The 25,231-nt window shown below is 70.6% G+C and carries 26 protein-coding genes and 1 pseudogene; 16 read left to right on the top strand and 11 right to left on the bottom strand.

Translation table 11 applies throughout. The annotated features are described in order from the left end of the window. Positions 1–3: 3 nt before the first annotated feature. Complete coding sequence (locus A6P39_RS16680; protein WP_067038724.1) at positions 4–807, bottom strand: enoyl-CoA hydratase/isomerase family protein; 804 nt, start codon at positions 805–807, stop codon at positions 4–6. Positions 808–869: 62 nt separating this feature from the next. Here A6P39_RS16680 and A6P39_RS16675 point away from each other — a divergent pair, with 62 nt between their 5' ends. After that, complete coding sequence (locus A6P39_RS16675) at positions 870–1,034, top strand: hypothetical protein (RefSeq protein ID WP_159395905.1); 165 nt, start codon at positions 870–872, stop codon at positions 1,032–1,034. 144 nt (positions 1,035–1,178) lie between these two features. After that, positions 1,179–1,346, top strand: a complete 168-nt coding sequence (locus A6P39_RS16670) for a DUF3117 domain-containing protein (protein ID WP_004950282.1) — start codon at positions 1,179–1,181, stop codon at positions 1,344–1,346. Positions 1,347–1,467: 121 nt separating this feature from the next. On the opposite strand, the gene A6P39_RS16665 is transcribed toward A6P39_RS16670, so the two are convergent. After that, entirely contained in the window at positions 1,468–2,166 is a 699-nt protein-coding gene (locus A6P39_RS16665) for an O-methyltransferase (RefSeq protein ID WP_079133036.1), read from the bottom strand. A gap of 234 nt (positions 2,167–2,400) precedes the next feature. Here A6P39_RS16665 and sigE point away from each other — a divergent pair, with 234 nt between their 5' ends. The 5 genes from sigE (at position 2,401) to A6P39_RS16640 (ending at position 7,600) form a co-directional block, all read left to right on the top strand. Beyond that, positions 2,401–3,111: an RNA polymerase sigma factor SigE gene (sigE, locus tag A6P39_RS16660; RefSeq protein WP_079133035.1), complete on the top strand. Its 711-nt coding sequence runs from the start codon at positions 2,401–2,403 to the stop codon at positions 3,109–3,111. Further along, positions 3,108–4,193 carry a zf-HC2 domain-containing protein gene (locus A6P39_RS16655; protein ID WP_079133034.1) on the top strand — a complete coding sequence of 362 codons (1,086 nt, stop codon included), beginning with the start codon at positions 3,108–3,110 and terminating at the stop codon, positions 4,191–4,193. The genes sigE and A6P39_RS16655 overlap by 4 nt, the downstream gene beginning before the upstream one ends. A 134-nt stretch (positions 4,194–4,327) precedes the next feature. After that, positions 4,328–6,094, top strand: coding sequence for a S1C family serine protease (locus A6P39_RS16650; protein ID WP_079133033.1), 1,767 nt, complete (start codon positions 4,328–4,330; stop codon positions 6,092–6,094). 92 nt (positions 6,095–6,186) lie between these two features. Further along, positions 6,187–6,663, top strand: a complete 477-nt coding sequence (locus tag A6P39_RS16645) for a sec-independent translocase (protein WP_067038720.1) — start codon at positions 6,187–6,189, stop codon at positions 6,661–6,663. Between the two features lie 268 nt (positions 6,664–6,931). Then, positions 6,932–7,600 carry a hypothetical protein gene (locus A6P39_RS16640; RefSeq protein ID WP_067038718.1) on the top strand — a complete coding sequence of 223 codons (669 nt, stop codon included), beginning with the start codon at positions 6,932–6,934 and terminating at the stop codon, positions 7,598–7,600. A gap of 51 nt (positions 7,601–7,651) precedes the next feature. Here the strand turns inward: A6P39_RS16640 and A6P39_RS16635 are convergent, their stop codons facing one another. Next, the gene (locus A6P39_RS16635) at positions 7,652–10,234 is read right to left on the bottom strand and encodes a DUF6185 family protein (RefSeq protein ID WP_067038716.1); all 2,583 of its coding nucleotides are present in this window, start codon (positions 10,232–10,234) and stop codon (positions 7,652–7,654) included. A gap of 189 nt (positions 10,235–10,423) precedes the next feature. On the opposite strand from A6P39_RS16635, the gene A6P39_RS16630 reads away from it, so the two are divergent. Continuing rightward, the gene (locus A6P39_RS16630; protein ID WP_067038714.1) at positions 10,424–10,822 is read left to right on the top strand and encodes a hypothetical protein; all 399 of its coding nucleotides are present in this window, start codon (positions 10,424–10,426) and stop codon (positions 10,820–10,822) included. Between the two features lie 85 nt (positions 10,823–10,907). On the opposite strand, the gene A6P39_RS16625 is transcribed toward A6P39_RS16630, so the two are convergent. The 3 genes from A6P39_RS16625 to A6P39_RS16615 are packed head-to-tail and all read right to left on the bottom strand — an operon-like array spanning position 10,908 to position 13,978. Continuing rightward, positions 10,908–12,041 carry an Mrp/NBP35 family ATP-binding protein gene (locus A6P39_RS16625; protein ID WP_067038712.1) on the bottom strand — a complete coding sequence of 378 codons (1,134 nt, stop codon included), beginning with the start codon at positions 12,039–12,041 and terminating at the stop codon, positions 10,908–10,910. A gap of 43 nt (positions 12,042–12,084) precedes the next feature. Further along, positions 12,085–12,699: a DUF1003 domain-containing protein gene (locus A6P39_RS16620; RefSeq protein ID WP_067038710.1), complete on the bottom strand. Its 615-nt coding sequence runs from the start codon at positions 12,697–12,699 to the stop codon at positions 12,085–12,087. Next, positions 12,689–13,978, bottom strand: coding sequence for a magnesium transporter MgtE N-terminal domain-containing protein (locus A6P39_RS16615; RefSeq protein WP_067038708.1), 1,290 nt, complete (start codon positions 13,976–13,978; stop codon positions 12,689–12,691). The genes A6P39_RS16620 and A6P39_RS16615 overlap by 11 nt, the downstream gene beginning before the upstream one ends. A 267-nt stretch (positions 13,979–14,245) precedes the next feature. Here A6P39_RS16615 and A6P39_RS16610 point away from each other — a divergent pair, with 267 nt between their 5' ends. Beyond that, positions 14,246–14,953, top strand: coding sequence for a hypothetical protein (locus tag A6P39_RS16610; protein ID WP_234378658.1), 708 nt, complete (start codon positions 14,246–14,248; stop codon positions 14,951–14,953). 39 nt (positions 14,954–14,992) lie between these two features. On the opposite strand, the gene A6P39_RS16605 is transcribed toward A6P39_RS16610, so the two are convergent. After that, on the bottom strand, positions 14,993–15,520 hold the full coding sequence (locus tag A6P39_RS16605; protein WP_067038706.1) for a hypothetical protein: 528 nt from the start codon (positions 15,518–15,520) through the stop codon (positions 14,993–14,995). Between the two features lie 23 nt (positions 15,521–15,543). After that, a complete protein-coding gene (locus A6P39_RS16600) occupies positions 15,544–16,665 on the bottom strand; it encodes a magnesium and cobalt transport protein CorA (RefSeq protein ID WP_067038704.1) in 1,122 nt (373 codons plus the stop codon). 480 nt (positions 16,666–17,145) lie between these two features. Between A6P39_RS16600 and A6P39_RS16595 the strand changes: the two genes are divergently transcribed. After that, a complete protein-coding gene (locus A6P39_RS16595; RefSeq protein ID WP_067038702.1) occupies positions 17,146–17,730 on the top strand; it encodes a suppressor of fused domain protein in 585 nt (194 codons plus the stop codon). A 46-nt stretch (positions 17,731–17,776) separates the two neighbouring features. On the opposite strand, the pseudogene A6P39_RS45515 reads toward A6P39_RS16595, so the two are convergent. Next, positions 17,777–18,023: pseudogene (locus tag A6P39_RS45515) on the bottom strand (hypothetical protein); the annotation flags it as partial. Between the two features lie 15 nt (positions 18,024–18,038). On the opposite strand from A6P39_RS45515, the gene A6P39_RS16585 reads away from it, so the two are divergent. From A6P39_RS16585 to A6P39_RS16575, 3 genes are all read left to right on the top strand, one after another. Continuing rightward, entirely contained in the window at positions 18,039–18,680 is a 642-nt protein-coding gene (locus tag A6P39_RS16585) for a DUF6758 family protein (RefSeq protein ID WP_067038700.1), read from the top strand. Between the two features lie 153 nt (positions 18,681–18,833). Further along, positions 18,834–19,691 carry a PHP domain-containing protein gene (locus A6P39_RS16580; protein ID WP_067038698.1) on the top strand — a complete coding sequence of 286 codons (858 nt, stop codon included), beginning with the start codon at positions 18,834–18,836 and terminating at the stop codon, positions 19,689–19,691. Positions 19,692–19,755: 64 nt separating this feature from the next. Next, positions 19,756–20,361, top strand: a complete 606-nt coding sequence (locus A6P39_RS16575) for a MarC family protein (protein WP_067038696.1) — start codon at positions 19,756–19,758, stop codon at positions 20,359–20,361. A gap of 45 nt (positions 20,362–20,406) precedes the next feature. Here A6P39_RS16575 and A6P39_RS16570 read toward each other — a convergent pair whose 3' ends face one another. After that, positions 20,407–20,559, bottom strand: coding sequence for a hypothetical protein (locus A6P39_RS16570; protein ID WP_199840631.1), 153 nt, complete (start codon positions 20,557–20,559; stop codon positions 20,407–20,409). A gap of 207 nt (positions 20,560–20,766) precedes the next feature. On the opposite strand from A6P39_RS16570, the gene A6P39_RS16565 reads away from it, so the two are divergent. The 3 genes from A6P39_RS16565 to A6P39_RS16555 all read left to right on the top strand — a co-directional run bounded on the left by A6P39_RS16565 (position 20,767) and on the right by A6P39_RS16555 (position 24,133). After that, positions 20,767–21,672 carry an NYN domain-containing protein gene (locus A6P39_RS16565; protein WP_107304175.1) on the top strand — a complete coding sequence of 302 codons (906 nt, stop codon included), beginning with the start codon at positions 20,767–20,769 and terminating at the stop codon, positions 21,670–21,672. 463 nt (positions 21,673–22,135) lie between these two features. Continuing rightward, the gene (locus A6P39_RS16560) at positions 22,136–22,951 is read left to right on the top strand and encodes an MmyB family transcriptional regulator (RefSeq protein ID WP_067038694.1); all 816 of its coding nucleotides are present in this window, start codon (positions 22,136–22,138) and stop codon (positions 22,949–22,951) included. 132 nt (positions 22,952–23,083) lie between these two features. Beyond that, a complete protein-coding gene (locus A6P39_RS16555; protein ID WP_067038692.1) occupies positions 23,084–24,133 on the top strand; it encodes a PhlD in 1,050 nt (349 codons plus the stop codon). Positions 24,134–24,211: 78 nt separating this feature from the next. Here the strand turns inward: A6P39_RS16555 and A6P39_RS16550 are convergent, their stop codons facing one another. Beyond that, a complete protein-coding gene (locus A6P39_RS16550) occupies positions 24,212–25,093 on the bottom strand; it encodes an alpha/beta fold hydrolase (RefSeq protein WP_079133031.1) in 882 nt (293 codons plus the stop codon). Positions 25,094–25,231: the final 138 nt, after the last annotated feature.

Raw genomic sequence — 25,231 nt, 5'->3', positions numbered from 1 at the left:
CGCTCACCGGCCTAGGTACTTGGGCTTCTCCTTGTTGACGAAGGCCTGCACGGCGATCGCGTGGTCCTCGGACCGCCCCGCCCGGGTCTGCAGTTCGTCCTCCTTCGCCAGCGTCTGGACCAGCGAGTGCGTCAGCCCGTAGGCCACCGCCTCCTTGATCGCCGCGTAGGCCACTGTCGGCCCCTCGGCCAGCGCCCGTGCCACCTTCTCGCCCTCGGCGCGCAGCTCGGCGGAGGGCACGACCCGGTTGGCGATGCCCAGCTCCAGCGCGTCCTGGGCGCTGATGCTGCGCGGGAAGAACAGCAGGTCGGCGGCGCGGCTCGGGCCGATCACCCGGGGCAGGGTCCAGGAGACGCCGGAGTCGGCGGTCAGGGCGACGCCCGCGAACGACGTGTTGAAGGCGGCCGTGTCGGCCACGATCCGGTAGTCCGCGGCGAGCGCGAAGCCGAAGCCCGCCCCTGCCGCGACGCCGTTCACCGCGGCGACCACCGGCTTGTGCGCCCCGACGAGCGCCGTGACGATCGGGTTGTAGTGCTCCTTGACCGTGCTCATCGTCTGCCCGGCACCCGTCTCACGGTCGGCGGCCAGCAGCCCGATGTGCTCCTTGAGGTCCTGGCCCACGCAGAACGCCCGGTCCCCGGCCGCGGTCAGCAGGATCGCCCGTACGGCCGTGTCCCCGGCCGCGGATTCCGCCGCCTCCCGGAGGGCGGCCTTGGTCGCGATGTTCAGCGCGTTCATGGCCTCCGGGCGGTTCAGCGTGATCGTCGCGAGTCCGTCGCTCACCTCGTAGAGCACGGTGTCGGCCATGGGACATCCCTCCGGTGTCGCGGGTGACGTACCGCTCAGTACGTCCATGTATGAAGGACAGCATGGCGGAGATCGCCGACCAAGGGCCGGAGCGGACGTGTGACCTGCGTCAAAGAAAAACGGAGCGGATCCGGCCGCCGGATGTCCGCGCGGTGGCGCAGTATCGCAGCCACATCCCCGAATTGGGTGGTTTTGCTCGCGCGCGTTGCCCAAGCGATGCCGACTGATGTTGGTCATCGGGTCCTGCGATGCGGGATAATGGCCGGGAAGCAATGTGTTCGATGCCGGTGTCGCGTGTCCGTTCGGGAACCGCGGATGCCCTCTGGGGGCTCTCGGCAGACGATGAGCTGGTTTCAGGAAGGGGAACGAGCATGGCGGCCATGAAGCCGCGGACGGGCGATGGCCCGCTCGAGGTGACCAAGGAGGGGCGGGGCATCGTCATGCGCGTTCCGCTCGAAGGCGGCGGTCGACTCGTCGTCGAGCTGACCCCTGACGAGGCCGCGGCGCTCGCCGACGCCTTGAAGAACGTCGTCGTCTGACACGTCAGCGACTCAGTCCTCACGGCTGCCCCGGCATCGTACGCGCTGCTGGGGCAGCCGCGTTCCCGGACCCCGGCGACCGGCGCTCACCTCTTTCCGGCGCCGCACCGCCCGACGGCGCTCACCGCTTGACGGCACACAGCAGCCCGTCGCCCACCGGCAGCAGTGACGAGACCAGTTCCTGGCTCTCACGCACCGAGCGCAGCAGTTCGCGCAGCCGCAGCACCTCCGTCGGCTGCGGCCCCGAGTCGACCGTACGGCCGCTCGCGAAGATGCCCTCGAAGACCACCAGGCCGCCAGGTCGCAGCAGGCGCAACGATTCAGCGAGATAGTCGGTGTACTCCTGGCGGTCGCCGTCGCAGAAGACGAGGTCGTAGCCCGCGTCCGCGAGCCGGGGCAGGACGTCCAGGGCGCGCCCCGGTATGAACCGGGCCCGGTTGCTGGCGAAACCGCAGGCACGGAAGGCCTGCCGGGCGAACTGCTGGTGCTCCGGTTCCGGGTCGACCGTGGTGAGCACCCCGTCCGGGCGCATGCCGTGCAGCAGATGGATTCCGGACACCCCGCAGCCGGTGCCGATCTCCGCGACGGCCTTGGCGTCCACGGAGGCGGCGAGCAGTCGCAGCGCGGCGCCCGTGCCGGGCGACACCGAGCGCAGCCCTGCCTCGCGGGCCCGGTCGCGGGCCCAGCGCAGCGCTTCGTCCTCGGCGACGTAGGCGTCGGCGAACGCCCAGCTCGTCTGCCGGTTGCCGGTAATGACCCTCTCCTGTCCCCGTGGTTGCCTGGGCGTGACTGTATCCGTTGGCGTCGGGAACCCGCAGATGGGACCGGACGTTTAAGGGGATGAGACGGTGGTCGGCTGTGCGATGGGGGGAATGCGGTGGATCAGGACACCGAGCATCTGCTGACGCAGCCGCATGAGCCGTATCAGCGTGTATCAAATTCTCGTAAAACCGCTTATCCGGAGCTAACGGGCGAGGTGGCTATGGTAGGGGCTCCACTGGACACCACCAGAGCCGACAGGGGAGGTGCGGCTGCGCCCGAGGACCGGGGCGGAGTGCTGAGGCGCTTCCTCGGGTCGGCGGGCAGGCCGAAATCCGTGACCGACACCGCTGCTGACCACCACGCCGGTTTCGCCGCAGGCGAGGCCCAGACCGCGACCTTCTCCACCGACGCGGACGGGCAGGCGTGGACTCCGCCCACGTGGGAGGAGATCGTCAGCACGCACAGCGCCCGGGTCTACCGCCTGGCGTACCGCCTGACGGGAAACCAGCACGACGCCGAGGACCTCACCCAGGAGGTCTTCGTCCGCGTCTTCCGCTCCCTGTCGACCTACTCGCCGGGCACCTTCGAGGGCTGGCTGCACCGCATCACCACCAACCTCTTCCTGGACATGGTCCGGCGCAAGCAGCGCATCCGCTTCGACGCCCTCGGCGAGGACGCGGCCGAGCGCCTGGCCAGCCGTGAGCCCACCCCGCAGCAGCTCTTCAACGACGCGCACTTCGACGCCGACGTCCAGCAGGCCCTCGACACCCTGGCGCCCGAGTTCCGTGCCGCCGTCGTCCTGTGCGACATCGAGGGGCTGTCGTACGAGGAGATCGCCGCGACCCTCGGCGTGAAGCTCGGCACCGTCCGCTCCCGTATCCACCGCGGCCGCTCCCAGCTCCGCAAGGCCCTCGCGCACCGCTCTCCCGAGGCCCGCGCGGCCGAGCGGCGCTCCTTCCTGGCCCGCGTCCCCGCTCTGGGAGGAGGGGGCGCGACCGCGTGAGTGCATCCAGGCCGAAACCTGTCGGGAAGGCACACCTCGCCGAGCAGCATCTGGGAGACCGGCTCTCCGCCCTGGTGGACGGAGAGCTGGGTCATGAGTCGCGCGAGCGGGTCCTCGCGCACCTGGCCACCTGTGCCCGGTGCAAGGCGGAGGCGGACGCCCAGCGCCGACTGAAGAACGTGTTCGCGGAAGCCGCCCCGCCGCCGCCCTCGGCGAGCCTCCTGGCCCGCCTCCAGGGCCTGCCCGCGGGTGGCGACGGCATGTCCACGCCCGGCGGCGGTCTCTTCGGAGCCGATCCGCAGGACGAGCCGGCCGGAAGAGACGACGGCTCCGGTGGCGCGTCCGGTCTGCCCGGCCTGTCCGGCCTGCAGGACGTCTCCGCCGTCTTCGGAGCGTCGCGCGGTGAGCGCTTCGCGTTCGGATACGTACCTGCCCGTCCGCACGGCCCGGTCCCCGCCCCCGCGGCGCATGAGCGCGGCTTCCGTACCCATCCCGTCGGCCGCCCGGACGACGGGCGCTCCGCCTCGCGCGGCCTGCGGTTCGCGTTCGCCGCCGCCGGTGCGGTGTCGCTGGCCGCGGTCGCCCTCGGCGGCGTGACCACCGCCTTCCCCGGCGACACGACCGCGGACGCCCGCGGCGGCGCCGGCAGCGGCAGCGTCACCCCGGCCCGCTCGGCCGGTACGGGTTCGGGCGCGGGCGCGGTCACACAAGACAGCCCCGGCCAGCGGCGCCGCTCGACGGGACCGCTGCTCGTCCAGGGCAGTGCGCTGCTCGGGCAGACCTCGGTGGCGCCGACGTCGATGTCCGCGCCGCTGGTGCCCGGCGTGCCGTCCTTGGGCACGGAGCAGGCCCAGGGCGACGCGGTACGCGGTCTGACCGCGCCGGTGATGGCCGGTGCGGCCGCGGTCTCCCCCCTGATACGTCCGCTCGACGACACCGTGGTCTACCCGCTCGCCGCATGGTCCGCGATCCCCGGAGTGACCGGCTCCGGCCTGCTGTCCGCCCCCGTCCCCACCCCCACGTCCCCCACCGCGCCCGCCGCCCCCTCGCCGTCCCCCTCCGCCCCCTCGCAAACCCCCTGACCGGCCACTGCGCCACGGCCCGCGAACCTGGTTGAATCCTGTGAGGACCGTTCCCGCGGCGATGACCCGGGGGCGCAGTCGACGTTCCGCGACCGCCGCCGAAGCGTGCGGCCGCGGCCAGCTGTGGGGAGAGCATGAACGAGGGGAACCGCGTCCCGCCGGAGCAGGAACCGGAGGGGCCGGCGGAGGTGACGCCGCCCGGGCGACGCACGAACGAGACCGGCCGGGACACCGCATCGACCGACGTCGATCCGGCAAGGCCGGGGCCTTCGACCGGGCTTCCCGAGCGGACCGACCCTTCCGAGCAGCCCGAGCAGCCCGAGCAGCCCGAGCCGGTTGAGACTGCTGAGTCCTCTGAGGCTGACGGAGACTTCGAAGACGGGGATTTCGAACTGGCCAAGCCGGCGCCTGCCCCTACCGGGGATGCCGACGCGGGCGACGCCGAGGCGAGCGGGGGTGCGGTGACCGACCTGCCGGCCGAGTCGGCAGAGCCCGGGGAAACGGTCTGGGCGGCTCCCACCGGGCGTCCGAAGCCCCTGCACGACCCGGACCCCTACGGCACTCCGCCGTACGGCGAGCCGGGCCCCTGGGCGCCCGCACCGCCCGTCCAGCACCCAGCGGCGGCCACGGCTCATACAGCCCCCACACCGACGGCCCCGGCCCCTGGCGCCCCCGCCCCCGGCGCCGCGCTGACCGACCCCTGGGGGCGTTACGACCCCTGGGCGGCCGGGTCTGCGCGGGAGCAGGCTCTTCTGCACGGGGTTCTGCAGCAGACCGGGGGCAGCGGGGCCAAGGACGGTCGGTGGAGCAGGCGGCTGGTGGTGGGGTGGACCCTGGTGGTCGCCCTTGTCTGCGCGGGGGTCGGCGGAGTCGCCGGGGCCTATGTCGAGAGGCAGGGGTTCGGCGGCGATGTGCACCTGCCGCAGGCCGGCTCGGTGCCCGCCGGCCGGGCACCGAACAGCGTGGCCGGGATCGCCGCCCGCGCGCTGCCCAGCGTCGTCACGCTGCACGTCTCCGGAACCGACCAGACCGACACCGGCACCGGCTTCGTGCTCGACACCCAGGGGCACATCCTCACCAACAACCACGTCGTCGCCCCCGCCGGATCGGGCGGCTCGATATCCGTCACGTTCAGCAGCGGCGCCTCCGTCAAGGCCGAGGTGATCGGCCACGACAGCGGCTACGACCTCGCCGTCGTCCAGGTCCACGGCGTGCACGGGCTCACCCCGCTGCCGCTCGGCAACTCCGACGACGTCCGGGTCGGTGACCCCGTCGTCGCCATCGGTGCCCCCTTCGACCTGGCCAACACCGTCACCTCCGGCATCATCAGTGCCAAGGAACGCCCCATCACGGCCGGCGGTGAGAAGGGCGACGGGAGCGACGTCAGCTACGTCGACGCGCTGCAGACCGACGCGCCCATCAACCCGGGCAACTCCGGCGGGCCGCTGCTCGACTCCCGCGCCCAGGTGATCGGCATCAACTCGGCCATCCGTTCTGCCGACGGCGGCACCGGCTCGGACGGCAGCCAGTCCGGCTCCATAGGCCTCGGCTTCGCCATCCCCGTGAACCAGGCCAGGCGCGTCGCCGAGGAACTGATCAACGACGGCCGTGCGACCCACCCCGTCATAGGCGTCACGCTCGACATGGCGTACACCGGCGACGGTGCCCGTATCGACAGCAAGAGCGCGAGCGGCGGCCCCGCCGTCACCAGGGGCGGCCCCGGCGACCGGGCCGGTCTGAAGGCGGGCGATGTCATCACCGCGGTCGACGCCGAGCCCGTGCACACCGCGGAGGAGCTGATCGTCAAGATCCGCGCCCACAGGCCCGGTGACGAGCTACGGCTGACGGTGCGCCGCGACGGCACCGACCGGGAGGTCCCGCTGGTGCTCGGCACGGCGTAGCAGAACTGACTCAAGTCTCACCCCGGGACGGTACCGATGGGACAGCGACGCCGGGTACCGTTGAGCGACCGAGGACACGCAAGGAGCGTCAGGTGTTCAATGACATAGGGCCAATGGAGCTGCTGACGATCGTCGTCATCGCCGTGCTCGTCTTCGGCCCTGACAAGCTCCCCAAGGTCATCCAGGACGTGATGCGGACGATCCGGAAGATCCGCGAGTTCTCGGAGAGCGCCAAGCAGGACATCCGCAGCGAGCTGGGCCCCGAGTTCAAGGACTTCGAGTTCGAGGACCTCAATCCCAAGACGTTCATCCGCAAGCAGCTGGACAATGACGAGCTGGGCCTGAAGGAGATCCGCAACGGCTTCGACCTGAAGAAGGAGATGGCCGACGTCACGGACGCCGTCAACAGCTGGGACCGCGAGGCTGCTTCTTCCGCTTCTTCCGCTTCTTCCTCGTCCTCGAATTCCGGTTCCGGGAGTTCCGGTTCGGGCGGGCGCATCGACATGACCAAGAAGCCCGAGGCGCCCGGCACGGACGAGCGGCCGCCGTTCGACGCGGACGCCACCTGATCCCGAGTTCCCGCCCGGCTTCGCCGGCCACGGCCGGCGGACGCCGACACGCGCACGCGGGCGTGTGCGGCGCACGTGACGCGTTTCATAGCGCACCCCCGTCGCATACGGCTTGAACAGGTTGTTCGCGCGACGCACACATCCAATGCCTGCCCTGCGGCCCTCGTACGTGTGGATATGCTGCCGAGTTGTTGTGCGGACCGGACGAGTACGCCCGAAGGGGGGCGGGCCGCTCCGGTCCGACGAGAGCGAGGAGGCGTCCGGGCAGATGGAGACGACGAGTCGGGTGGGCGCGCAGGCGCCGGCCGCGGAGGGCGGACAGCAGTTCCCCTCCGCCCGGCGCACGGTCGACGGATACCTGCAGGCGCCCTTCCCGTGGTACGGCCTCGACGAGGCGTTCACCGGGCCGCGCTGGCTGATGCAGGTCGGTACGGCGGCCGACGGCGCCGTCGAGCACGGTTCGATCGGGCACGGTGACGAGCCCTCCGTACGGGGTGAGACCGGTGCCGCCGGTGAGCCGCGGGAGAAGTTCGCGGTGGTGGTCACCGTCGCCGCGCAGCCGTCCCGCAGGAGCGCCGACGGTACGGGGCTGCTGGAGGCGACGTCCGTCTCCTCGGCGGCATGGCTGGCCGGGGTGGGGCTGCTGTCGTTCACCTGGCCCGGGCAGATGGACCACAGCCTGCGGGACGACTGGCTGGAGCAGCAGACGGAGACCGCGTGGGCTCTGGCCGACGATCTCGAGGGACCGGAGTGGTCCAGGCTCTCCCTGCCGGTGGACGGGGTTGCCGCCTCGTTCCATTACCGGGAGTCGGAGTTCGGGTGGGTGCTCGCCGGTACGACCGAGGCGGGGGTGCACCTGGGGGCGTACGGGCGGGGCATGAGCGCGTACGGGCTCGGGTTCGCCGTGGTCAAGGACATCGCCGCGTACGCCGCCTAGCGGAGGATTGCGGGGACCGCCGCAGCCTCGCGGCGGTCCGGTCCGTACCTTCTAACCGCGGGCCACTTCGTGGTAGATGGCCGCTGCCGCCCCGACCTGGGCAAGGAGCCAGGCGACCTGTCCGGAGAAGCCCCGGAGCTGGTAGATGGACAGCAGCAACGCGAAACGACTGGGCCAGTACTGCCGTTCCTTCCTGAACGTCGACGTGTCCATCCAGATGCTGGTGAGCGTCAGGATGGTCAGCATGAGCACGGAATAGAAGAGCAGAATGGTGAAGTCCACGTCGGTGAACCTGTTGAGCAGGACGGCCAGGCAGGCGGGCACGGCGTAGGCGAAGGTCACGCTCCAGGCGCGAACGACGCTGCGCCGGCCGGGGAGCAGACGCCACAGCGCGCCCAGGACGAACCCGGCTGCGGCCCACGCCACCTGATAGGCGATGAGACTTGCGACGACCCCGGGAATTCCGGTGGGTTCGGAGGTGAGCTGCAGCAGGTCCCAGGGATCACGCAGCTTCAGATAGAGCAGGACTGCGCTGGCCGGGAGTCCGAAGCAGAAGGCCAGACGCGCGGTGTGCACGGCGTTGGCCCACCAGTGGCGATCCGGCCCCCAGGCCAGTGCGGTCTCCAGAACGGAAATGTGGTCGGGTGGGTTCCTCTGGCCGCAGCCGCCCACCAGCCACCGGCGCAATCCGTGCAGCTGGCCCTCCAGCTGTTCGCGTGTGACACCTTCGACGCGCCCCTGGTCCAGCAGTTCCAACTGGTGGTTGACACTGCGGTACTCGTGGGCCTTGGCCATCAGCGCACGGCGACGCTTCTTGGTGCTCAGCCGCTTCACGTAGAAGGTGGGGCCCAGCTCGCTCAGTACCGACCACCGTCGCCCCGCGGTGAGAACCGCGAACAGCGAGGCGATGTTCAGGATGAGCCAGAGGCTGTACTGGGCGCTGTTGCCCGCCAGGCTGGCGCCCTGGAGACCCGCGGTGAAGGCGAACACCACCGCGGTGAGCAGCAGGTCCGGCCCCTCCGGGCCGAGGGCGGGCATCTCCCGCTTACGACCGGACCGGGGCCGTGGCGATCTGGCGCGAATGTGCAAGAGGGCCAGGAGTGCGACACCTGTCAGGACCCAGCTGTAGGAGAAGACCCACGTGAGTTCGGTGCCGGCGAATCCTCCCAGATAGTGGCTGACGTATTGCCCGTGCTTGGCTCCGGTGTTCTGGTCGGTGAGCCAGGTGACCCGTTTCCATTGGTTTTCGCTGTCCCAGACGAGGTAGGCGAGCAGGCCTGCGGCGACCACCGCGAGCAGCGCGGAGACGACGGCGGCACAACGCACCGGCGCCTTGTCCCACCGGGCGGTCCAGGCGGCCGGGAGGAGTGCGCCCTCACGTCCGAAGCGCCACGCCCACGCGGTCATGGCGGCCAGCCACAACCACACGGTCGCCAGCCCGACGAGCACGTAGCCGATCTCGCTGGAGACGGTCGGCGCCCCCTTCGACACCAGAGTCGGCGGCAGGCCGAACAGCTCAGGTGCCAGGGCCACGAGCAAGCCGACGGCCGCCACGGCCGATGCCGAGCCGATGACGGCGTGGGCCTGGCGACGCCGTTGGGCCGCCAAAGATGCGGGCGCGACGGTCGCGCCCGCATCCTTGGCTGTGCGCGGCACGTCCGTGACCAGCGCGCTGGCGCACCAGGGGCGGGCGACGAGAATGAGTGCCAGGCCGGCGGCAATACAGACCAGGGCGTACCCATGTGGGCTGACCGGCTTCTGGGAATTGAGCAGAATCAGCATCAGGGCGACCGCCCCGCTGAGCACGGCCCACTGCAGAACCGCCTGCGTCGGGCCGTCGCTGGGCCGCCCGGTGGCGCCGGCCCGGGACTCCCGCTGGGTGCGCAGTGCTGCCAGTGCGATCACGATGGAAGCGCACACCCACCAGGCCGCGACTCCGGCCGTGCTCCAGGACGACTGGCTGTAGCTCAGGATCCAGGAACGCTGCCACGGGAGGTCGACTTCGAGCTGGATACTGGTGGGCGGATTATGCTGCCATACCAGCTCTTTCTCCGTGGAAGAAGATGCGAGTCCGGAGCGGTCATTGAAATGCAGGCCGCCCAGGTCGGCATCGACGTGCTCCCAGTCGGCCTTCTGGAGCGCGTGCGGGTGAAGGAAAACCTGCCACGTCTTACCCCCCTGTCTTTTGATGTCCCAGGGGCCGAGCTGAATTTCATTGTAATTGGTGATCACGGCGAGAGATTCGTAATCGACATGCACTTTGTCGCCCTTGAAGCTCACGACCGGGTCCTGCGTGCGCCACTCTTCGTTGTGCTCCGAATTGTCCGAGCCGCGCAACAGGCAGTGCATTGCGATCCGGTATTCCCTGGAGTCCTCACTGTGTGTCAGATTCCGAGCCAGGCGCCACTGGTGCAGGGGTAAGGTGACCGTCATGTCGGAACGGATTCTGACGTAATCGCCCTTGGCGTACTCGTCGAATTGGATCGTGGCATCGACCTTGGTGTTCGTAGTGTCGAGTCCGCTTTCCGAACAACTGGCGCTACTATTCTCCCGCGCCTCCGCGGGGGAGCATCCCCACCACAGCATGACCGCCGTCATGAGCAGTAAAAACCGCCGCCACTGGATTCCCTTCATCGCCCCGAAACCTCCTCCCCGAGGAATTTAGCGGCGCGCCACAAGTGGCGCTCGCTGACACACGGAAGGAGGTCCGTCAGCCCACTCCATCAGCCGCTGTCCCCGAATTGCAGGAAATCAGTCAGTGGGTGATAATGGAATCCGATGACCGTCAACTATTTGGACCGTCAACTATTTGACGGAGGGGTCATGACCGACACGTCGATGTCCGTTCCGAGGAACCCCCTTCCCCGTTTCGAGGAAGCCGAGGGGCTGGGGCCCCAGGACGCGGAGTTCGTCCGGGATCTGGTGGCGGTGCTGGCCAGGCACGGGAACCTGAACCGGTTCGGCCTGTGCCTTCTGCACGACCACTTCCCGATCGCCGCGGACGAGATCCTGGTGGAGACGAACGACTCCAGAGCCCGCACGCTGCACGCTCATGTGGAGAAGACGGACACCACACGGCACACCAAGGCCTCGCAGTGGCGCTTCCTGCCGCATGGCGAGGCCGGGCCGGGTGCGGAGCACGGCGCAGGGGCGTACGAGGTGCTCCAGCTGTGCACCACGCTCGACCTGTGCCCGGGGAACGAACGCGAAGGCGACCACTGACCGCGATCACACAGAGAGGCACAGGAACGAGGGGCGCCGTCCTGGAAGACGGTGCCCCTTCGCCGTGTGTGCCGCCGTGCCCGTCCTAGAACTTGTTCTTCGGCGTGATCCCCAGCGACAGGCCGGACAGGCCCCGCTGCCTGCCGCCCAGCTTCCCGGCGATCGCCCGCAGGGCCGAGCCCGCCGGGGAGTCCGGGTCGGTCAGGACGACCGGCTTGCCCTCGTCGCCGCCCTCGCGGAGGCGGACGTCGATGGGGATGTTGCCGAGGACCGGGACCGTCGTACCGGTGGTGCGGGTCAGGCCGTCGGCGACCAGCTGGCCGCCGCCCGTGCCGAAGACGTCGACCATCTCGCCGCAGTGCGGGCAGGGCAGGCCGGACATGTTCTCGACCACGCCGACGATCTTCTGGTGGGTCTGGACGGCGATGGAACCGGCGCGCTCGGCGACCTCGGCCGCCGCCTGCTGCGGGGTCGTCACGACCAGGATCTCGGCGTTCGGGATCAGCTGGGCCACGGAGATCGCGATGTCGCCGGTGCCGGGCGGCAGGTCCAGCAGGAGGACGTCGAGGTCGCCCCAGTAGACGTCCGCGAGGAACTGCTGGAGCGCCCGGTGCAGCATCGGGCCGCGCCAGACGACCGGGGCGTTGCCCGGGGTGAACATGCCGATGGAGATGACCTTCACGCCGTTCGCCGACGGCGGCATGATCATGTTCTCGACCTGGGTCGGGCGGCCGTCCGCGCCCAGCATGCGCGGCACGCTGTGGCCGTAGATGTCGGCGTCGACCACGCCCACCTTGAGGCCGTCGGCGGCCATCGCGGCCGCGAGGTTCACCGTCACCGAGGACTTGCCGACGCCGCCCTTGCCGGAGGCGACCGCGTAGACCCGGGTGAGGTTGCCCGGTTTGGCGAAGGGGACCTCGCGCTCGGCCTGGCCGCCGCGCAGGGCGCTCGCCAGCTCCTTGCGCTGCTCGTCGCTCATCACGTCGAGCGTGACGTCGACCCGCGTGACGCCCTCGACCCGGGAGACCGCCTCGGTGACGCGCTGGGTGATGGTGTCGCGCATGGGGCAGCCGGAAACCGTCAGATACACGGTGACCGCGACCGCTCCGTCCGCGCCGATCTCCACCGATTTGACCATCCCCAGTTCGGTGATGGGGCGGTTGATCTCGGGGTCGTTCACCGTCGCCAGTGCCTCACGCACCGCGTCTTCCGTAGCCATAAGGACGATGGTACGGCGCGTCGAGGGACCTTCGGGATGCTTCTCAGCGGTCGTCTGTGTCACGTCCCGCGGGCCGATCTGACCGTTCCGCCGGGAATACGACATGCCCGCCGTGCCCGTCGGAACGCCGCCGCTCCTCCAGTTCCTTCATCAGGTCCTGCAGCTCCGAGCGCATCCAGTCGCGGGTCGCGACCTCGCCGAGGCCCATGCGCAGCGCGGCGATCTCCCGGGTCAGGTACTCGGTGTCGGCGATGGACCGCTCGTTCTGCTTGCGGTCCTGCTCCAGGTTGACCCGGTCGCGGTCGTCCTGCCTGTTCTGCGCCAGCAGGATGAGCGGAGCCGCGTAGGAGGCCTGCAGGGACAGCGCCAGGGTCAGGAAGATGAACGGGTACTGGTCGAAGCGCAGCGCGACGGGCACGGTGACGTTCCACAGCACCCACATGATGATGACGACCGTCATCCAGACGATGAAGCGTCCCGTGCCCAGGAACCGGGCGATCTTCTCCGACAGCCGGCCGAAGGCCTCCGGGTCCCACTCGGGCAGGATCCGGCGACGGGGCGGGCGCGGCTGGTCCAGGCGGGGCGTGCGGGGCCGGGTGGCCGCCGTGGCGCCCACCGGGATGCGCTCGCGGGTGCCGCTCTCGCGCTCAGGAGCCATGCGTGGCCGCCCCCTCTCCGTCGTCCAGGTGGAACTCGGTCTCCCGCCAGTCCTCGGGCAGCATGTGGTCCAGTACGTCGTCCACGGTCACCGCGCCCAGCAGCCTGCCGGCCTCGTCCACGACGGGCGCGGCCACCATGTCGTACGTGGCGAAGAACCCGGCGACGACGGGCAGTGCGGCGTCCGGGGCCAGGGTCTGCAGATCGTCGTCCACGAGCGAGCTGACGAGCGTGTACGGCGGGTCGCGCAGCAGCCGCTGGAAGTGGACGGTGCCCAGGTACTTGCCGGTGGGCGTCTCGTCGGGCGGGCGGCAGACGTAGACCTGGGCGGCGAGGGCGGGGGAGAGGTCGGGGTTGCGGACCCGGGCGAGCGCGTCGGCGACCGTGGCGTCCGGGCGCAGCACGATCGGTTCGGTGGTCATCAGACCGCCGGCGGCGTGCTCCTCGTACGACATCAGGCGCCGCATGTCGGCCGCGTCGGCAGGCTGCATCAGGCTCAGCAGCCGTTCCTTGTCCTCCTCGGGCAGCTCGGAGAGCAGGTCGGCCGCGTCGTCGGGGTCCATGGCCTCCAGCACGTCGGCCGCGCGCTCCTCCTTCAGCTTGCCGAGGATCTCGATCTGGTCGTCCTCCGGCAGCTCTTCGAGTACGTCGGCGAGCCGGTCGTCGTCGAGCGCGGCGGCGACCTCGGCGCGCCGTTTGGCGGAGAGGTGGTGCAGGACGTTGGCGAGGTCGGCGGGGCGCAGCTGCTCGAAGGTGGCGAGCAGGCTCTCGGCGCCCTGCCCGTGCTCTTCGAGGGAGAAGCCGGTGACGTCGGACCACTCGGCGGTCAGCGTCTCGCCCTTGGCCCGCCGGAAGGCGCTCGCCTTCTTCCCCTTGCGGACGAAGACGCGGTCTACCTCCCAGTCCCGGCGGGCGGGCAGCTGCTGCACGGACACGTCGAGGACGGTGACCTCCTCGCCGGTCTCCACGAGCGTCACCCGCCGGTCCAGCAGCTCGCCGAAGACCAGCCGCTCGGTGGGCCGCTGCTCGAAGCGCCGGACGTTCATGACGCCGGTGATGATCACCTGGCCGGTCTCGATGCCGGTCACCCGGGTCATGGGCAGGAAGATCCGGCGCCGGGTGGACAGCTCGACGACCAGTCCGAGCACCCGCGGGGGCCGCCGGCCGACGCGCAGCATGACGACCAGGTCGCGGACGCGGCCCACCTGGTCGCCGTTGGGATCGAAGACGGGGACCCCGGCGAGGTGCGAGACGAAGATCCGGGGGGCGCCGGCTGCCATGGCTCTGTCTTCCTTGCTTCCTTTGCCGGTGGATTGCTGTGTGCGCGGGTGTTGCCCGGCGCTGGGGAATTACTCTGATCTGCCCTGTCGGGTGCGCTTCAGGCTAGCCCGTACCGGTCGGACACGCCTTGGGGAGAGGCCGGACGGACCGGCTCCGCCGGGCGGCCGGGGCACCGGTACGCTGCCGTACGCCGCTCAGGACTCGTCAGAAAGGCAGCCTCACCTGTGACTGCGATTCCCCCGGGCCGAATCCGCCGGACCGCGCGGATGACCGCGATGTGCGCACTGGCCGTGACGGGGGTGGCGGTGCTGACGGGGTGCGGCGCTGACGATCCGGACGCGGGGACGAACGGGGTGGGCAAGCTGTCCGCCGACAAGATCCAGGCGAGGACCCGGGCGGCGGCGGACACGGCACCGGCAGTACGGCTGGCCGGGACCGTGGTCACCAGTGGCCGTACGTATCAGCTGGACATGCGGCTGAAGGCCGACGGCGGGACCGGATCGGTGACCTCGCAGGGGGCGGCCTTCCAGCTCCTGCGGGTCGGGCAGCAGCTCTATCTGAAGGCCGGCTCGGACTTCTGGAGCCACGCGGGCGACGGCGGTGGCGGCGACGGTACGGCCGGCAAGCTGAACGGCAAGTACGTCAAGGTGCCCCAGCAGGATCCCGCGTACAAGAAGTTCAGCGGCTTCACCGACAAGTCGGTGCTGCTCGACGGGCTGCTGACGCTGCACGGCTCCCTGGCGACCGACGGCCACCACGACCAGTCGGGCACCCCGACCATCCGTATCACCGGCGACAAGGGCTCCGGCGGCACCCTCGACGTCTCCCTGAAGGGCACGCCGTACCCGCTCCGCCTGGTCCGCGCCGGTGGCGCGGGGACGCTCAGCTTCTCGGACTGGGGCAAGGACTTCACCGTGACCGAGCCGTCGAAGGACGACACGGTGGACTACGGCAGGCAGCTGCCGACGTCGTAGGGCCGCTCCCGCTCCGCCGGCGGTCCTCGCTTCGGGGCGCTACTTCCTGCGCCGCCTGGCGAGGAGCTTCGGCAGCCCCGCCGGAACCGGCTGCCGTGTGGTCGCCGCGGTGGGCACAGGAGCCTCGGCCAGGCTGCCGGACGGCAAGGGCGCCACGGACCCGGCCGGAACCAGCCGCAGCACCCGGCATTCACGGGCCCAGCGGCCCGGCATCTCCTCGCCGTCCGGGGCGTTCAGGCGCTTGCCCTTCAGCTCGGCAACGACCGCCTCCCACGCGGCGGAGCCGGCGGCCAGTTCGGTCACGGTCGCCGGGAACGTCACCAGCCGGCCGCCCTTGTCCTTGCTGCGCACGGTCACCTCGGCGAGGCCGCCGTCGGCCAGCGCGGGCAGCGGCTGCTCCCCGGGCCCGTCGCCGACCAGGCACACCGCGCCCTCGTGCCACACATGCCACAGCGCACGCGCGGCCGGGGCGCCGGCGCCCCTGACCCAGACGAGGCCGGACTTCTTCGCGGCCTCCTCGATGAGGGCCTGGTCGAGAAGGGCCCGGCCGGGCAGCTCGCTTGTCATGCGCCCAGCCTATCCAGCCCCGCTCACAGCCAGCCGTTGCGCTTCAGCACACGGTGGATGCCCACACAGGCGGCGACCGTGACGGTGAGGACCAGCGGGTAGCCGTACTTCCAGTGCAGCTCCGGCATGTGGTCGAAGTTCATGCCGTACACACCGGTCACCATCGTCGGTACGGCGATGATCGCGGCCCAGGCGGTGATCTTGCGCATGTCCTCGTTCTGCGCGACGGACGCCTGCGCCAGGTTGGCCTGGAGGATGGAGTTGAGCAGCTCGTCGAAGCTCATGACCTGCTCCTGGACCCGGGCCAGGTGGTCGGCGACGTCCCGGAAGTACTTCTGGATGTCCGGGTCGATCAGCCGCATCGGCCGCTCGCTCAGCAGCTGCATGGGCCGCAGCAGCGGGGCGACGGCCCGCTTGAACTCCAGCACCTCGCGCTTGAGCTGGTAGATCCGCGCCGAGTCCACACCGCGCGAGACCTTGCCGCGCGGGCCCGGCGAGAAGACCTCGGTCTCCACCTCGTCGATGTCGTCCTGCACGGCGTCGGCGACCGCGATGTAGCCGTCCACGACATGGTCGGCGATGGCGTGCAGCACGGCCGAGGGGCCCTTGGCGAGCAGCTCCGGGTCGTCCTGGAGGCGGTGGCGCAGCGCCCGCAGCGAGCCCTGGCCGCCGTGCCGGACGGTGATGAAGAAGTCCCGGCCGGTGAAGCACATGACCTCGCCGGTCTCCACGACCTCGCTGTTGGCGGTGAGCCGGTCGTGCTCGACGTAGTGGATGGTCTTGAAGACGGTGAAGAGCGAGTCGTCGTAGCGCTCCAGCTTGGGCCGCTGGTGGGCCTGCACCGCGTCCTCGACGGCCAGCGGGTGCAGCCCGAACTCGCTCGCGATACCGGCGAATTCGGCCTCGGTCGGCTCGTGCAGCCCGATCCAGACGAAGCCGCCGTCGCGCCGCACCAGCCGCATGGCCTCGTGCGGGCTCAGCGGCTTGCCGCTCTCGAGCCGGGTGCCGTCGCGGTAGACGGCGCAGTCCACGACGGCCGAGGGGGTGGCGGGGTCGCGGGTGGTGTCGTACGACGCGCCGGTGTCCTTGCGCAGCGAGGGACGGGACGGGCGGACCACGGCGCGCAGGTCGCGGATCATCGACATGGGCAGGCTCCTTCGCAGGCAGGCAGCGAGAGCACACGGCGACGGGTGGAACTACCCGGAATGAGGACGGTCCTGATTGCGGATGTTTGGCACGTCCACAAAGCGGGGAGCACCGCACCGTTGCGGTGGTGACTTCGCTGCTGACGCAGAACTGACGGTGATCAGGCGGATCAGGCAAAGCGAATTGAAGTGCTCTTCCGGATCGACCGGACGGCAGCGCCCACGGGAGGTGGCGGACAGCCAGGGATTGAGCCAGTGACCAGATCAGCGGTCGGAAGAGCGGGTGGTACTACCAGGTCGACTTCGATCCATGACAGCCCCACCTCCTCCGTCCGGTCCCTCGTGAGGGAGTCCCCAAATCGGTGTCGGGACTTGGAGCGACGCCTCCGCGCGCTGCCCGAACCACCGGCTCAGAGTAGCAGCAGCCCGAACTGTCAAGGCGCCGCTTTGCCCGCCACTGACGAGTTCTATGCTCACCGCATGGTTGATGTTCTTCCTCTTGTCGAGGCACGGTTGAGCACCGCGCTCGGCGAACCGGACGCCCGCGCCGCCGTCACCTTCCTCGGCACGGACCGCATCGAGGTGCTCCGTTTCCAGGAGGGGGATCTCCTGCGCTACGCCACCCTCGGGATGTCCCAGCACCCCATGACCGACCCCACGGCGATGCTCTCCGACCCGGTCAAGGGGCCCCGCGCCGAGCTGGTCCTCTCCGTCCGCGCGGGCCTCGCCGACACCGACAAGGTGCTGCGCCCGCTGGCCGTCCTGGCCGCGTCCCCGCAGGTGGAGGGTCTGGTCGTGACTCCGGGCGCCTCCTTGGACACCGGCGAGGCGCTGTGGCCCGGCGCCCCCTTCTCCTCGGTCCTGGTGGGCGAGAGCGGCGGCCTGGTCGAGGATCTGGAGCTGGACGGCCCGATGGATCCCGTACGGTTCCTGCCGCTGCTGCCGATGACCCCGAACGAGGCCGCCTGGAAGCGGGTGCACGGTGCCAAGGCCCTCCAGGAACGCTGGCTGGCGAGCGGGACGGACCTGAGGGATCCCGCTCGCAGATCCGTCCCGCTCGACTGAGCCGACGTGACCGGTCTCACCAACGCGCGGCCGGATCCGGTCAGTTGGCGAAGACGGTGACGCCGTCCTGCGCGGCGTGGCTGCCGTGACCCAGGACCAGGACGTCCGCTGCGAGCAGCACCGGCGGGCCGCCGAGCACCTTCAGCGAGCCGAGGCGTGCCTGCATGCCGGCCGAGCGCCCTGACCGGGTCCGGGACGGAGGTCTTGCGGGCCGGCTCCGGCTGCTCCTTCAGGAACGCCGTGATGCACAGGACCGGACGGGTGATCGTCCTTGACGTGGGCGGGCAGGGGTAGGACCGTGGAGCCCTATGAGGGGCGAACCCAGTTGCCCGAGGTGTGGTGGCCGGGTCAGGGCGCCCGGTCTCTTCGCCGATGCGTGGCAGTGCGACGTGCACGGCACGGTGTATCCGCTGCAGCCCGTGATCCCGCCCAGCGTCGAAGCCCTCGGCGCCGTCCTGCACCGCACCCACGTCCCGGTGTGGATGCCCTGGCCGCTGCCCGTCGGCTGGCTCTTCACGGGTGTGGCCTACGCGGGTGACGACCGCAGCGGAGGCCGCGCCACCATCGTGGCCTGCTCCGGGCCGGGCCCGCTCGGCGGCCCGGGGGAGCTGATCCTGGTCGCCGAGGAACTCGGCGTCGGCCTCGGCGCGCGGTACGCGGGCCTCGACGGCCCGGACCCCGGGCCGTACATGAACATCGAGAAGCCGCCCGAGGCCAAGGTGCTGGCCGCCGGCCGCCCCACCCCCCTCTGGCACGTCTTCCGTACCCCCGAGGACCGCGCCGTCTTCGCGGGCGAGGCGCTCGGCATGTGGCTGTGGGCGGTGATGTGGCCCCAGCAGTCCGGGCTGCTGATGTACGACGAGCTGGTGCTGACGGATCTGCGGGAGGCGGGGGCGGAGCTGGATCTGGTGCCCTGCGGAGCGCTTTCGCCGCGTCTGCTCCGGCCGTAGCGCCCACCGGGGTGCCACAGGTGCCGTGCCGTCGGCGGGTTGCGGGCGCGGGTGCGGTGTGGTTTCTGGCGCGGCTCCGCGCGCCCCTTCGGGCGTTCAAAGTACCGGTACTATCAAGTGTCCCCCTTTGAATCGTCGGTGTCTGGAGTCCCTGTGCGCATTGATCTGCACTGTCACTCCACGGCTTCCGACGGTACGGACACCCCGGCCGAGCTGGTGCGCAATGCCGCCGCTGCCGGGCTGGACGTCGTCGCGCTGACCGACCACGACACCACGCGTGGCTACGGCGAGGCGATCGCCGCGCTGCCCGAGGGACTGACGCTGGTCACCGGGGCCGAGCTGTCCTGCCGTGTCGACGGCGTCTCCATGCACCTGCTGGCCTACCTCTTCGACCCCGCGGAGCCCGCGCTGCTCGCCGAGCGCGAGCTGGTGCGCGACGACCGGGTGCCGCGGGCCAAGGGCATGGTCGCGAGGCTCAACGCGCTCGGTGTGCCGGTCACGTGGGAGCAGGTCGAGCGGATCGCCGCGGGCGGCTCCGTGGGGCGCCCGCACGTCGCGACCGCGCTGGTCGAGCTGGGCGTCGTACCGACGGTGAGCGACGCGTTCACCGAGGAGTGGCTGGCCGACGGCGGGCGGGCCTTCGTGGAGAAGCACGAGACCGACCCCTTCGAGGCGATCCGGCTGGTCAAGGGCGCGGGCGGGGTCTGTGTCTTTGCGCACCCGGCCGCCGCCAAGCGTGGCCGGACCGTCCCGGAGGCACGGATCGCCGAGATGGCGGCGGCCGGCCTGGACGGCATCGAGGTCGATCACACGGACCACGACGCCGACGCGCGCGAACGGCTGCGGGGCCTCGCGAAGGAGCTGGACCTGCTGGTCACGGGCTCCTCCGACTACCACGGCAGCCGCAAGACCGTGCCGCTCGGCGCGTACACGACCGACCCCGAGGTGTACGGGGAGATCACCCGGCGAGCCACCGGCGCGTTCCCGGTGCCGGGGACCGGGGGAGCCTGAGGCCGGCCGGCCTCATCGACTCACGCCCCCATCACGTCACTTCTTTCCGCAAGGCCTCTTCAGCATGTTCGACTTCGCCGTCTTCGGCTCTTTGTTCCTGACCCTTTTTGTCATCATGGATCCCCCCGGGATCACCCCGATCTTCCTCGCCCTGACCGCGGGCCGGCCGGCCAAGGTGCAGAAGCGGATGGCCTTCCAGGCCGTCTGCGTGGCGGGCGGGGTCATCGCCACCTTCGGTGTCCTCGGCCACCAGATCCTCGACTACCTGCACGTGTCCGTCCCGGCGCTGATGATCTCGGGCGGTCTGCTGCTCCTGCTGATCGCGCTCGACCTGCTCACCGGGAAGACGGACGAGCCCAAGCAGACCAAGGACGTGAACGTCGCGCTCGTACCGCTGGGCATGCCGCTGCTCGCCGGGCCCGGTGCGATCGTGTCCGTGATCCTGGCCGTGCAGAAGGCCGGCAGTGTGGCCACGCAGGTCTCGGTGTGGTCCGCGATCCTCGCGATCCACGTCGTGCTGTGGCTGGTGATGCGTTACTCGCTGCTGATCATCCGGGTCATCAAGGACGGCGGTGTCGTCCTCGTGACGCGCCTCGCGGGCATGATGCTCTCCGCGATCGCCGTGCAGCAGATCATCAACGGGATCACTCAGGTGATCCGGGGGAGCTGAGCGACGCGGCCCGGCTCCCCCGGAAGGCTTGAGTGGTGGCTCCCGTTACGAGGCCGGGGCCTCGGCCGGGCGGATCCACAGGCGCTGTCCGATGGCTGCGGCCTGCTGAACGATCCGGTTGACGGAGGCGGCGTCCACGACGGTGCAGTCCACGGTGGTGCCGTCGACCTCGTCGAGTCGCCTGATCTCGAAGCGCACGGGCTTCTCCCTTCGTCTGGTCATCCTCCTGCGGAGAACTACTGGTGCGACGTGCTGTCGTACGTAGTCAACGAGCTTCGTGTTACAAACATTCCCTACGCTAAAGAAATTTTTCGAACAGCTAACTACTGACCGGTACGTGCCGCCGTCGCGCCCCTCGGGGAACCGATCGGGACCGGTTGTGTTCACAGCGTGACCACCGGGACAATGGAGCCGATGAACGACGACCTCGCGGCCCTGGGTGCCCGCATCGACCGCACGAACGAGCTGCTGCAGCGCATGCTCGCCGAGGTGGCGAAGACGCCCTCCACCCACGCGATCTTCGTCGACGCGGGCTATCTGTACGCGGCGGCGGGCCGGCTGGTCGCCGGGACCGAGGATCGCCGGGCCTTCGACCTCGACGCCGAGGGCCTGATCGAGGCGCTGATCGACAAGGCCCGCACGATCTTCGCGGACAGCAGGCTGCTGCGCGTCTACTGGTACGACGGCGCCCGCCGCCGCATCCACACCGCCGAGCAGCAGACCATCGCCGAACTGCCCGACGTCAAGGTCCGCCTCGGCAACCTCAACGCCAACAACCAGCAGAAGGGCGTCGATTCGCTGATCCGCACGGATCTGGAGTCGCTCGCCCGGCACCGCGCCATCAGCGACGCGGCCCTGCTCGGCGGCGACGAGGACCTGGTCTCGGCGGTCGAGGCGGCCCAGGGCTACGGCGCCCGGGTCCACCTGTGGGGCATCGAGGCACCCGAGGGCCGCAACCAGGCCGAGCCGCTGCTCTGGGAGGTCGACAGTCAGCGCACCTTGGAGCTGGAGTTCTTCAAGCCGTACGTCTCGCGCCGGACGGCCCTCGCGTACGACGCCGGCGCCGGGGCCCGGCCCAGCCGCGAGGACGTCCGCTTCGTCGGTGCCCAGATCGCGGCGAAGTGGCTGGCCTCCCGTGGCCGCGAGGCCCTCGTCGAGCTGCTCCCGGGCCACCCCTACCTGCCCGGTTCCGTCGACCAGGACCTGCTGGTCGAGGCCGAGGGCCTGCTCCAGTACTCCCTGCGCGGCCAGGCGGACCTGCGCCGCGCCCTCAGGGACGGCTTCTGGGAGCACTTGCAGGCGCAGTACTAGCCGACGCGGTACCGGCCGGCGCCGGGAGCCGACTTGGCGGTCCGGCACGGGAGTTGCCGCGGAACACGCATCGGCGGCCGGTGCCGAGGCCCCTGGTGTGGGGCGGGAGGGCACCGGCCGCAGCCTGGTTGCCGGGGCTGCGCCAGCGGTGCGCCGACGGTGTTCCGGATCCCGCGCTGTGGTTCCCTTACGGGAAACGCTGAGCGGGAACCGGTAGGTCACCCGGCTCTGTCCCGGAGGCCCCGCTCGCAGATACCGGTCGGTAATTCGCAGGTTTACCGATCAGTTCCCGCAAGGGGGGTGTATCCACGTGGTCACCGGTGAGCACACTGGCAGGCCGACGCCACGCACCACCGAGCATGCAGGACACACCTACACGATTTCTACGGGAGATCTTTCGGAGTAAAGCCAGCACCATTAAATACACTGACTGACCGTCAACGATGCCGGGGGAACCGCACCAGTGAACAAGCGAGCACTGAAAGCCCTTCTCAAAGACCGACGCGCGCTCATAGCCCCCGAAACCCACGGCCTCACCCGGCCGACCGGGCCCGGCCGGCGTGCCCCCGGGCTGTCCCAGCTCCAGGTCGACCAGCTCCTGAACCGGGCCTACGGCACCTATCACCGCCTGGAATCCGGCACCTACCCCAGTGCGCCCGTCGACCTGCTGCGCGACATAGCGCGCCTGTTCGCGCTCAACGAGCAGGAGTGGATCTCGCTGTGCCGCTACGCGCGCGGGGAGGATCCGCCGAGCCCCCTGTACGACACCAGCGGCGATGCCGTCCCCGCCGCCTGGGAGGACGCCGTCACCGGCGTGACGCACCCGACCTATGTCACCGACGCCTCCTGGAACCTGCTCACCTGCAACGAGCCGTTCCACCGGATCTTCGAGTCCGGACAGGCGCCCGAGAACACCATGCGGTGGATGCTGATCGACGGCCGCGAGCAGCTGACCGACTGGGCGAACGCCTGGGCGCCGCTCGTCATGCCCCAGCTCCAGGCCGCGCTCGCCCAGCGCCCCGACGACAAGGTCCTGCGGCAGATCGAGAAGGAACTGCTCGACGACCCGCTCGCCCGCCCGCTGTACGAGGTGGGCGGCGCCTCGATCCATCCCGACGGCGACGAACGCCCCATCCGGCACGCGGTCGAGGGGCCGGGCTGGGTGACGATGTGCGTGGCACAGCCGCTCGCGGCCCCCGGCTCGAGGTTCATGATCCTCATTTTTCGGCCGGGTCCGCGCCGCTCGAGTCCGCGTCCGCCGATGCTGCAGGCTCGCTGACCACGCTGAAGATCAGTCTTTGCCCGAGTTTGGCGGGCCGTACGAGAGCATGGCCTGGACGGCAGGGAAACGAACCAGCCAACTTTGCCGTACCTTGACCCCTAATCAGGTTACGCGTCCTAGGGGGGACCCATGCCCGTCCATATCGCCCGCCCCAGCACCACCCTCGCCGCGCACAAGATCACCACGGGCGAGATAGCCGACGACATCCGCACCCATCACCCCGACCATCCCCGCCTCGGCGCGATCCTCCGTGTCCTCGGCAACTGCGGTGTTCAGACCCGGTATTTCACCCAGCCGCTGAACTCGCCCACCATCAACGGCACCGCCCCCATCGGGGAGCGCGCCCCCCGTGCCTTCGCCGACGGCCTCGACATGGCCGAGACCGCGGCCCGGTCGATCCTCCAGCGCCATGGTCTCGATCCGGCCGACATCACTGGCCTGATCACCACCCACGCCACCGGCTGGGCCGTACCGAATCTGGACATCCACCTCGTGGCCCGGCTCGGCCTGCGCCCCACCGTCCGCCGTGCCGCCCTGACCACCGCGGCCTGCGCGGGCGGCGCCCAGGCACTCATCCGCGCGGTCGAGCAGGCCCTGCTCCACCCCGGCTCCCGCGTCCTCGTCGTAGCCGCCGAGGTGCTGTCCACGGCCTACAACCACGCGGACAGCAAGATCGAGCACATGATCTACAAGGCCCTGTTCGGTGACAGCGCGGCCGCCACGATCGTCAGCAGCGACGCCCTGGGCCCCGGCCTCACCATCGACGGGCCCGACGGCCTCTTCGAGTTCGCCCTCCCGGACTCCCTGCACTACTACGCCGGCCGCATCGACGCCCACGGCCTCCATTTCGACTCCACCAAGGCGGCCATGGGCGGGGCCAAGCACGTCATGCCCGCCCTCCGCGAGTGGCTCGACGGCCGCGCCGTGACCGTCCCCGTCATCCACCCCGGCTCCCGGCCCATCATCGAGGACACCGCCGCCGCGCTCGGCCTCACCGACGACGACGCCCGCCACTCCCTCGACACCCTCAGGGAAGAGGGCAACCTCGGTGGCGTATCGGTTTTCCGCGTCCTCGAGCGCACCCACGGCCTGCCCCCGGCGGCCGGTGAGAAGGCCCTGATCGTCGCCTACGGCCCCGGCTTCAGCGTCTGCGCCATCCACGCCACCTGGACCGACTAGTGGGCCGCTGAGGACGACTGTCCCGCCCTGCATCCCCCGCCGGAGCAGGGCAGTCGTCTTCCGTCCGGCCTGCGCCGGCTAAGCGGTGGCGTCGTCCCAGAAGTCGGCGAGCGCGTGGGCCGTGGCGAGCGGCCGGTCGGTGTTGGGCGAGTGCTCGGCGCGCTCGATGACCGTGCGCCGCGCCCGCAGCCGTACCGCCATGTCGTCCAGCAGGGGCAGCGGCCAGGTGTCGTCCTTGTCGCCCGACAGGACGTGGAACGGCAGCGGCACGGCGGCCAGTTCGGCGACCCGGTCCGGTTCCGTGCACAACTGGCGTCCGGTGGCGAGGAGTTGGCCGGGCTTGGTGCCCAGCCAGCGGCGCCGCAGGTCGTCCCGGTCGTCCAGTCCGCCGTCCAGCGCGGCCGTCTCGGTCTCCTCGGGCGTCTCCATGGCCTGGATCGCGTCCCAGACCGCCGCCATGTCCATCACCGTGAGCGCGTCCTGCAGCAGCTTGACGCGCTGCTGCTGGGATTCCGAGATGTGCGCCGGGCCGGACGCCATCAGGGTGAGCGAGCGGAAGGGCGTGTGGTCGAGCAGCACGGCCGCGCGCGAGAGCTGCCCGCCGAGCGAGTGCCCCAGCAGGTGCACCGGCGCCCCCGCCCCGACCGCCTGCGCCTGCGCGAGCACGTCCCGCGCCAACTCCTCCTGCGCGTAGGCGGATTCGTCGGCCTCGGGCCCGTCCGACTCGTACTGGCCGCGCCCGTCCACGGCCACGGTCCGGTACCCGCGCAGCGCGAGCGGCACATGCAGCGGGTTGAAGTCCTCCTTGCTCCCGGTGAACCCCGGCAGCAACAGCGCGACCCCCCTGGGCTCGACCCCGTCGGCCACCGGAGCGTCGACGACGGCGAACTCCCCACGCGCGGTGGACAGCGCGTACGCACGGGCACCGGGGGGCGGGACGAAGGTGGCGGGCCTGCTCATGGGGAGAGGCTATCGGGCGAGGAAGGGGAAGGTGCAGGAGGCAGCAGGCAGGCGGCACCGGGACCGGGAGGCGGCCGTGACGGGCCGGGCTTCTCCCCGAGCGCAGCCGACCCAGCCGTGCGCCACACGCGCGACGGC

Source organism: Streptomyces sp. FXJ1.172, from assembly GCF_001636945.3.
Taxonomy (GTDB): domain Bacteria; phylum Actinomycetota; class Actinomycetes; order Streptomycetales; family Streptomycetaceae; genus Streptomyces.
The sequence above is the reverse complement of the archived record's forward strand: the minus strand, read 5'-3'. Positions and strand labels throughout refer to the sequence as shown.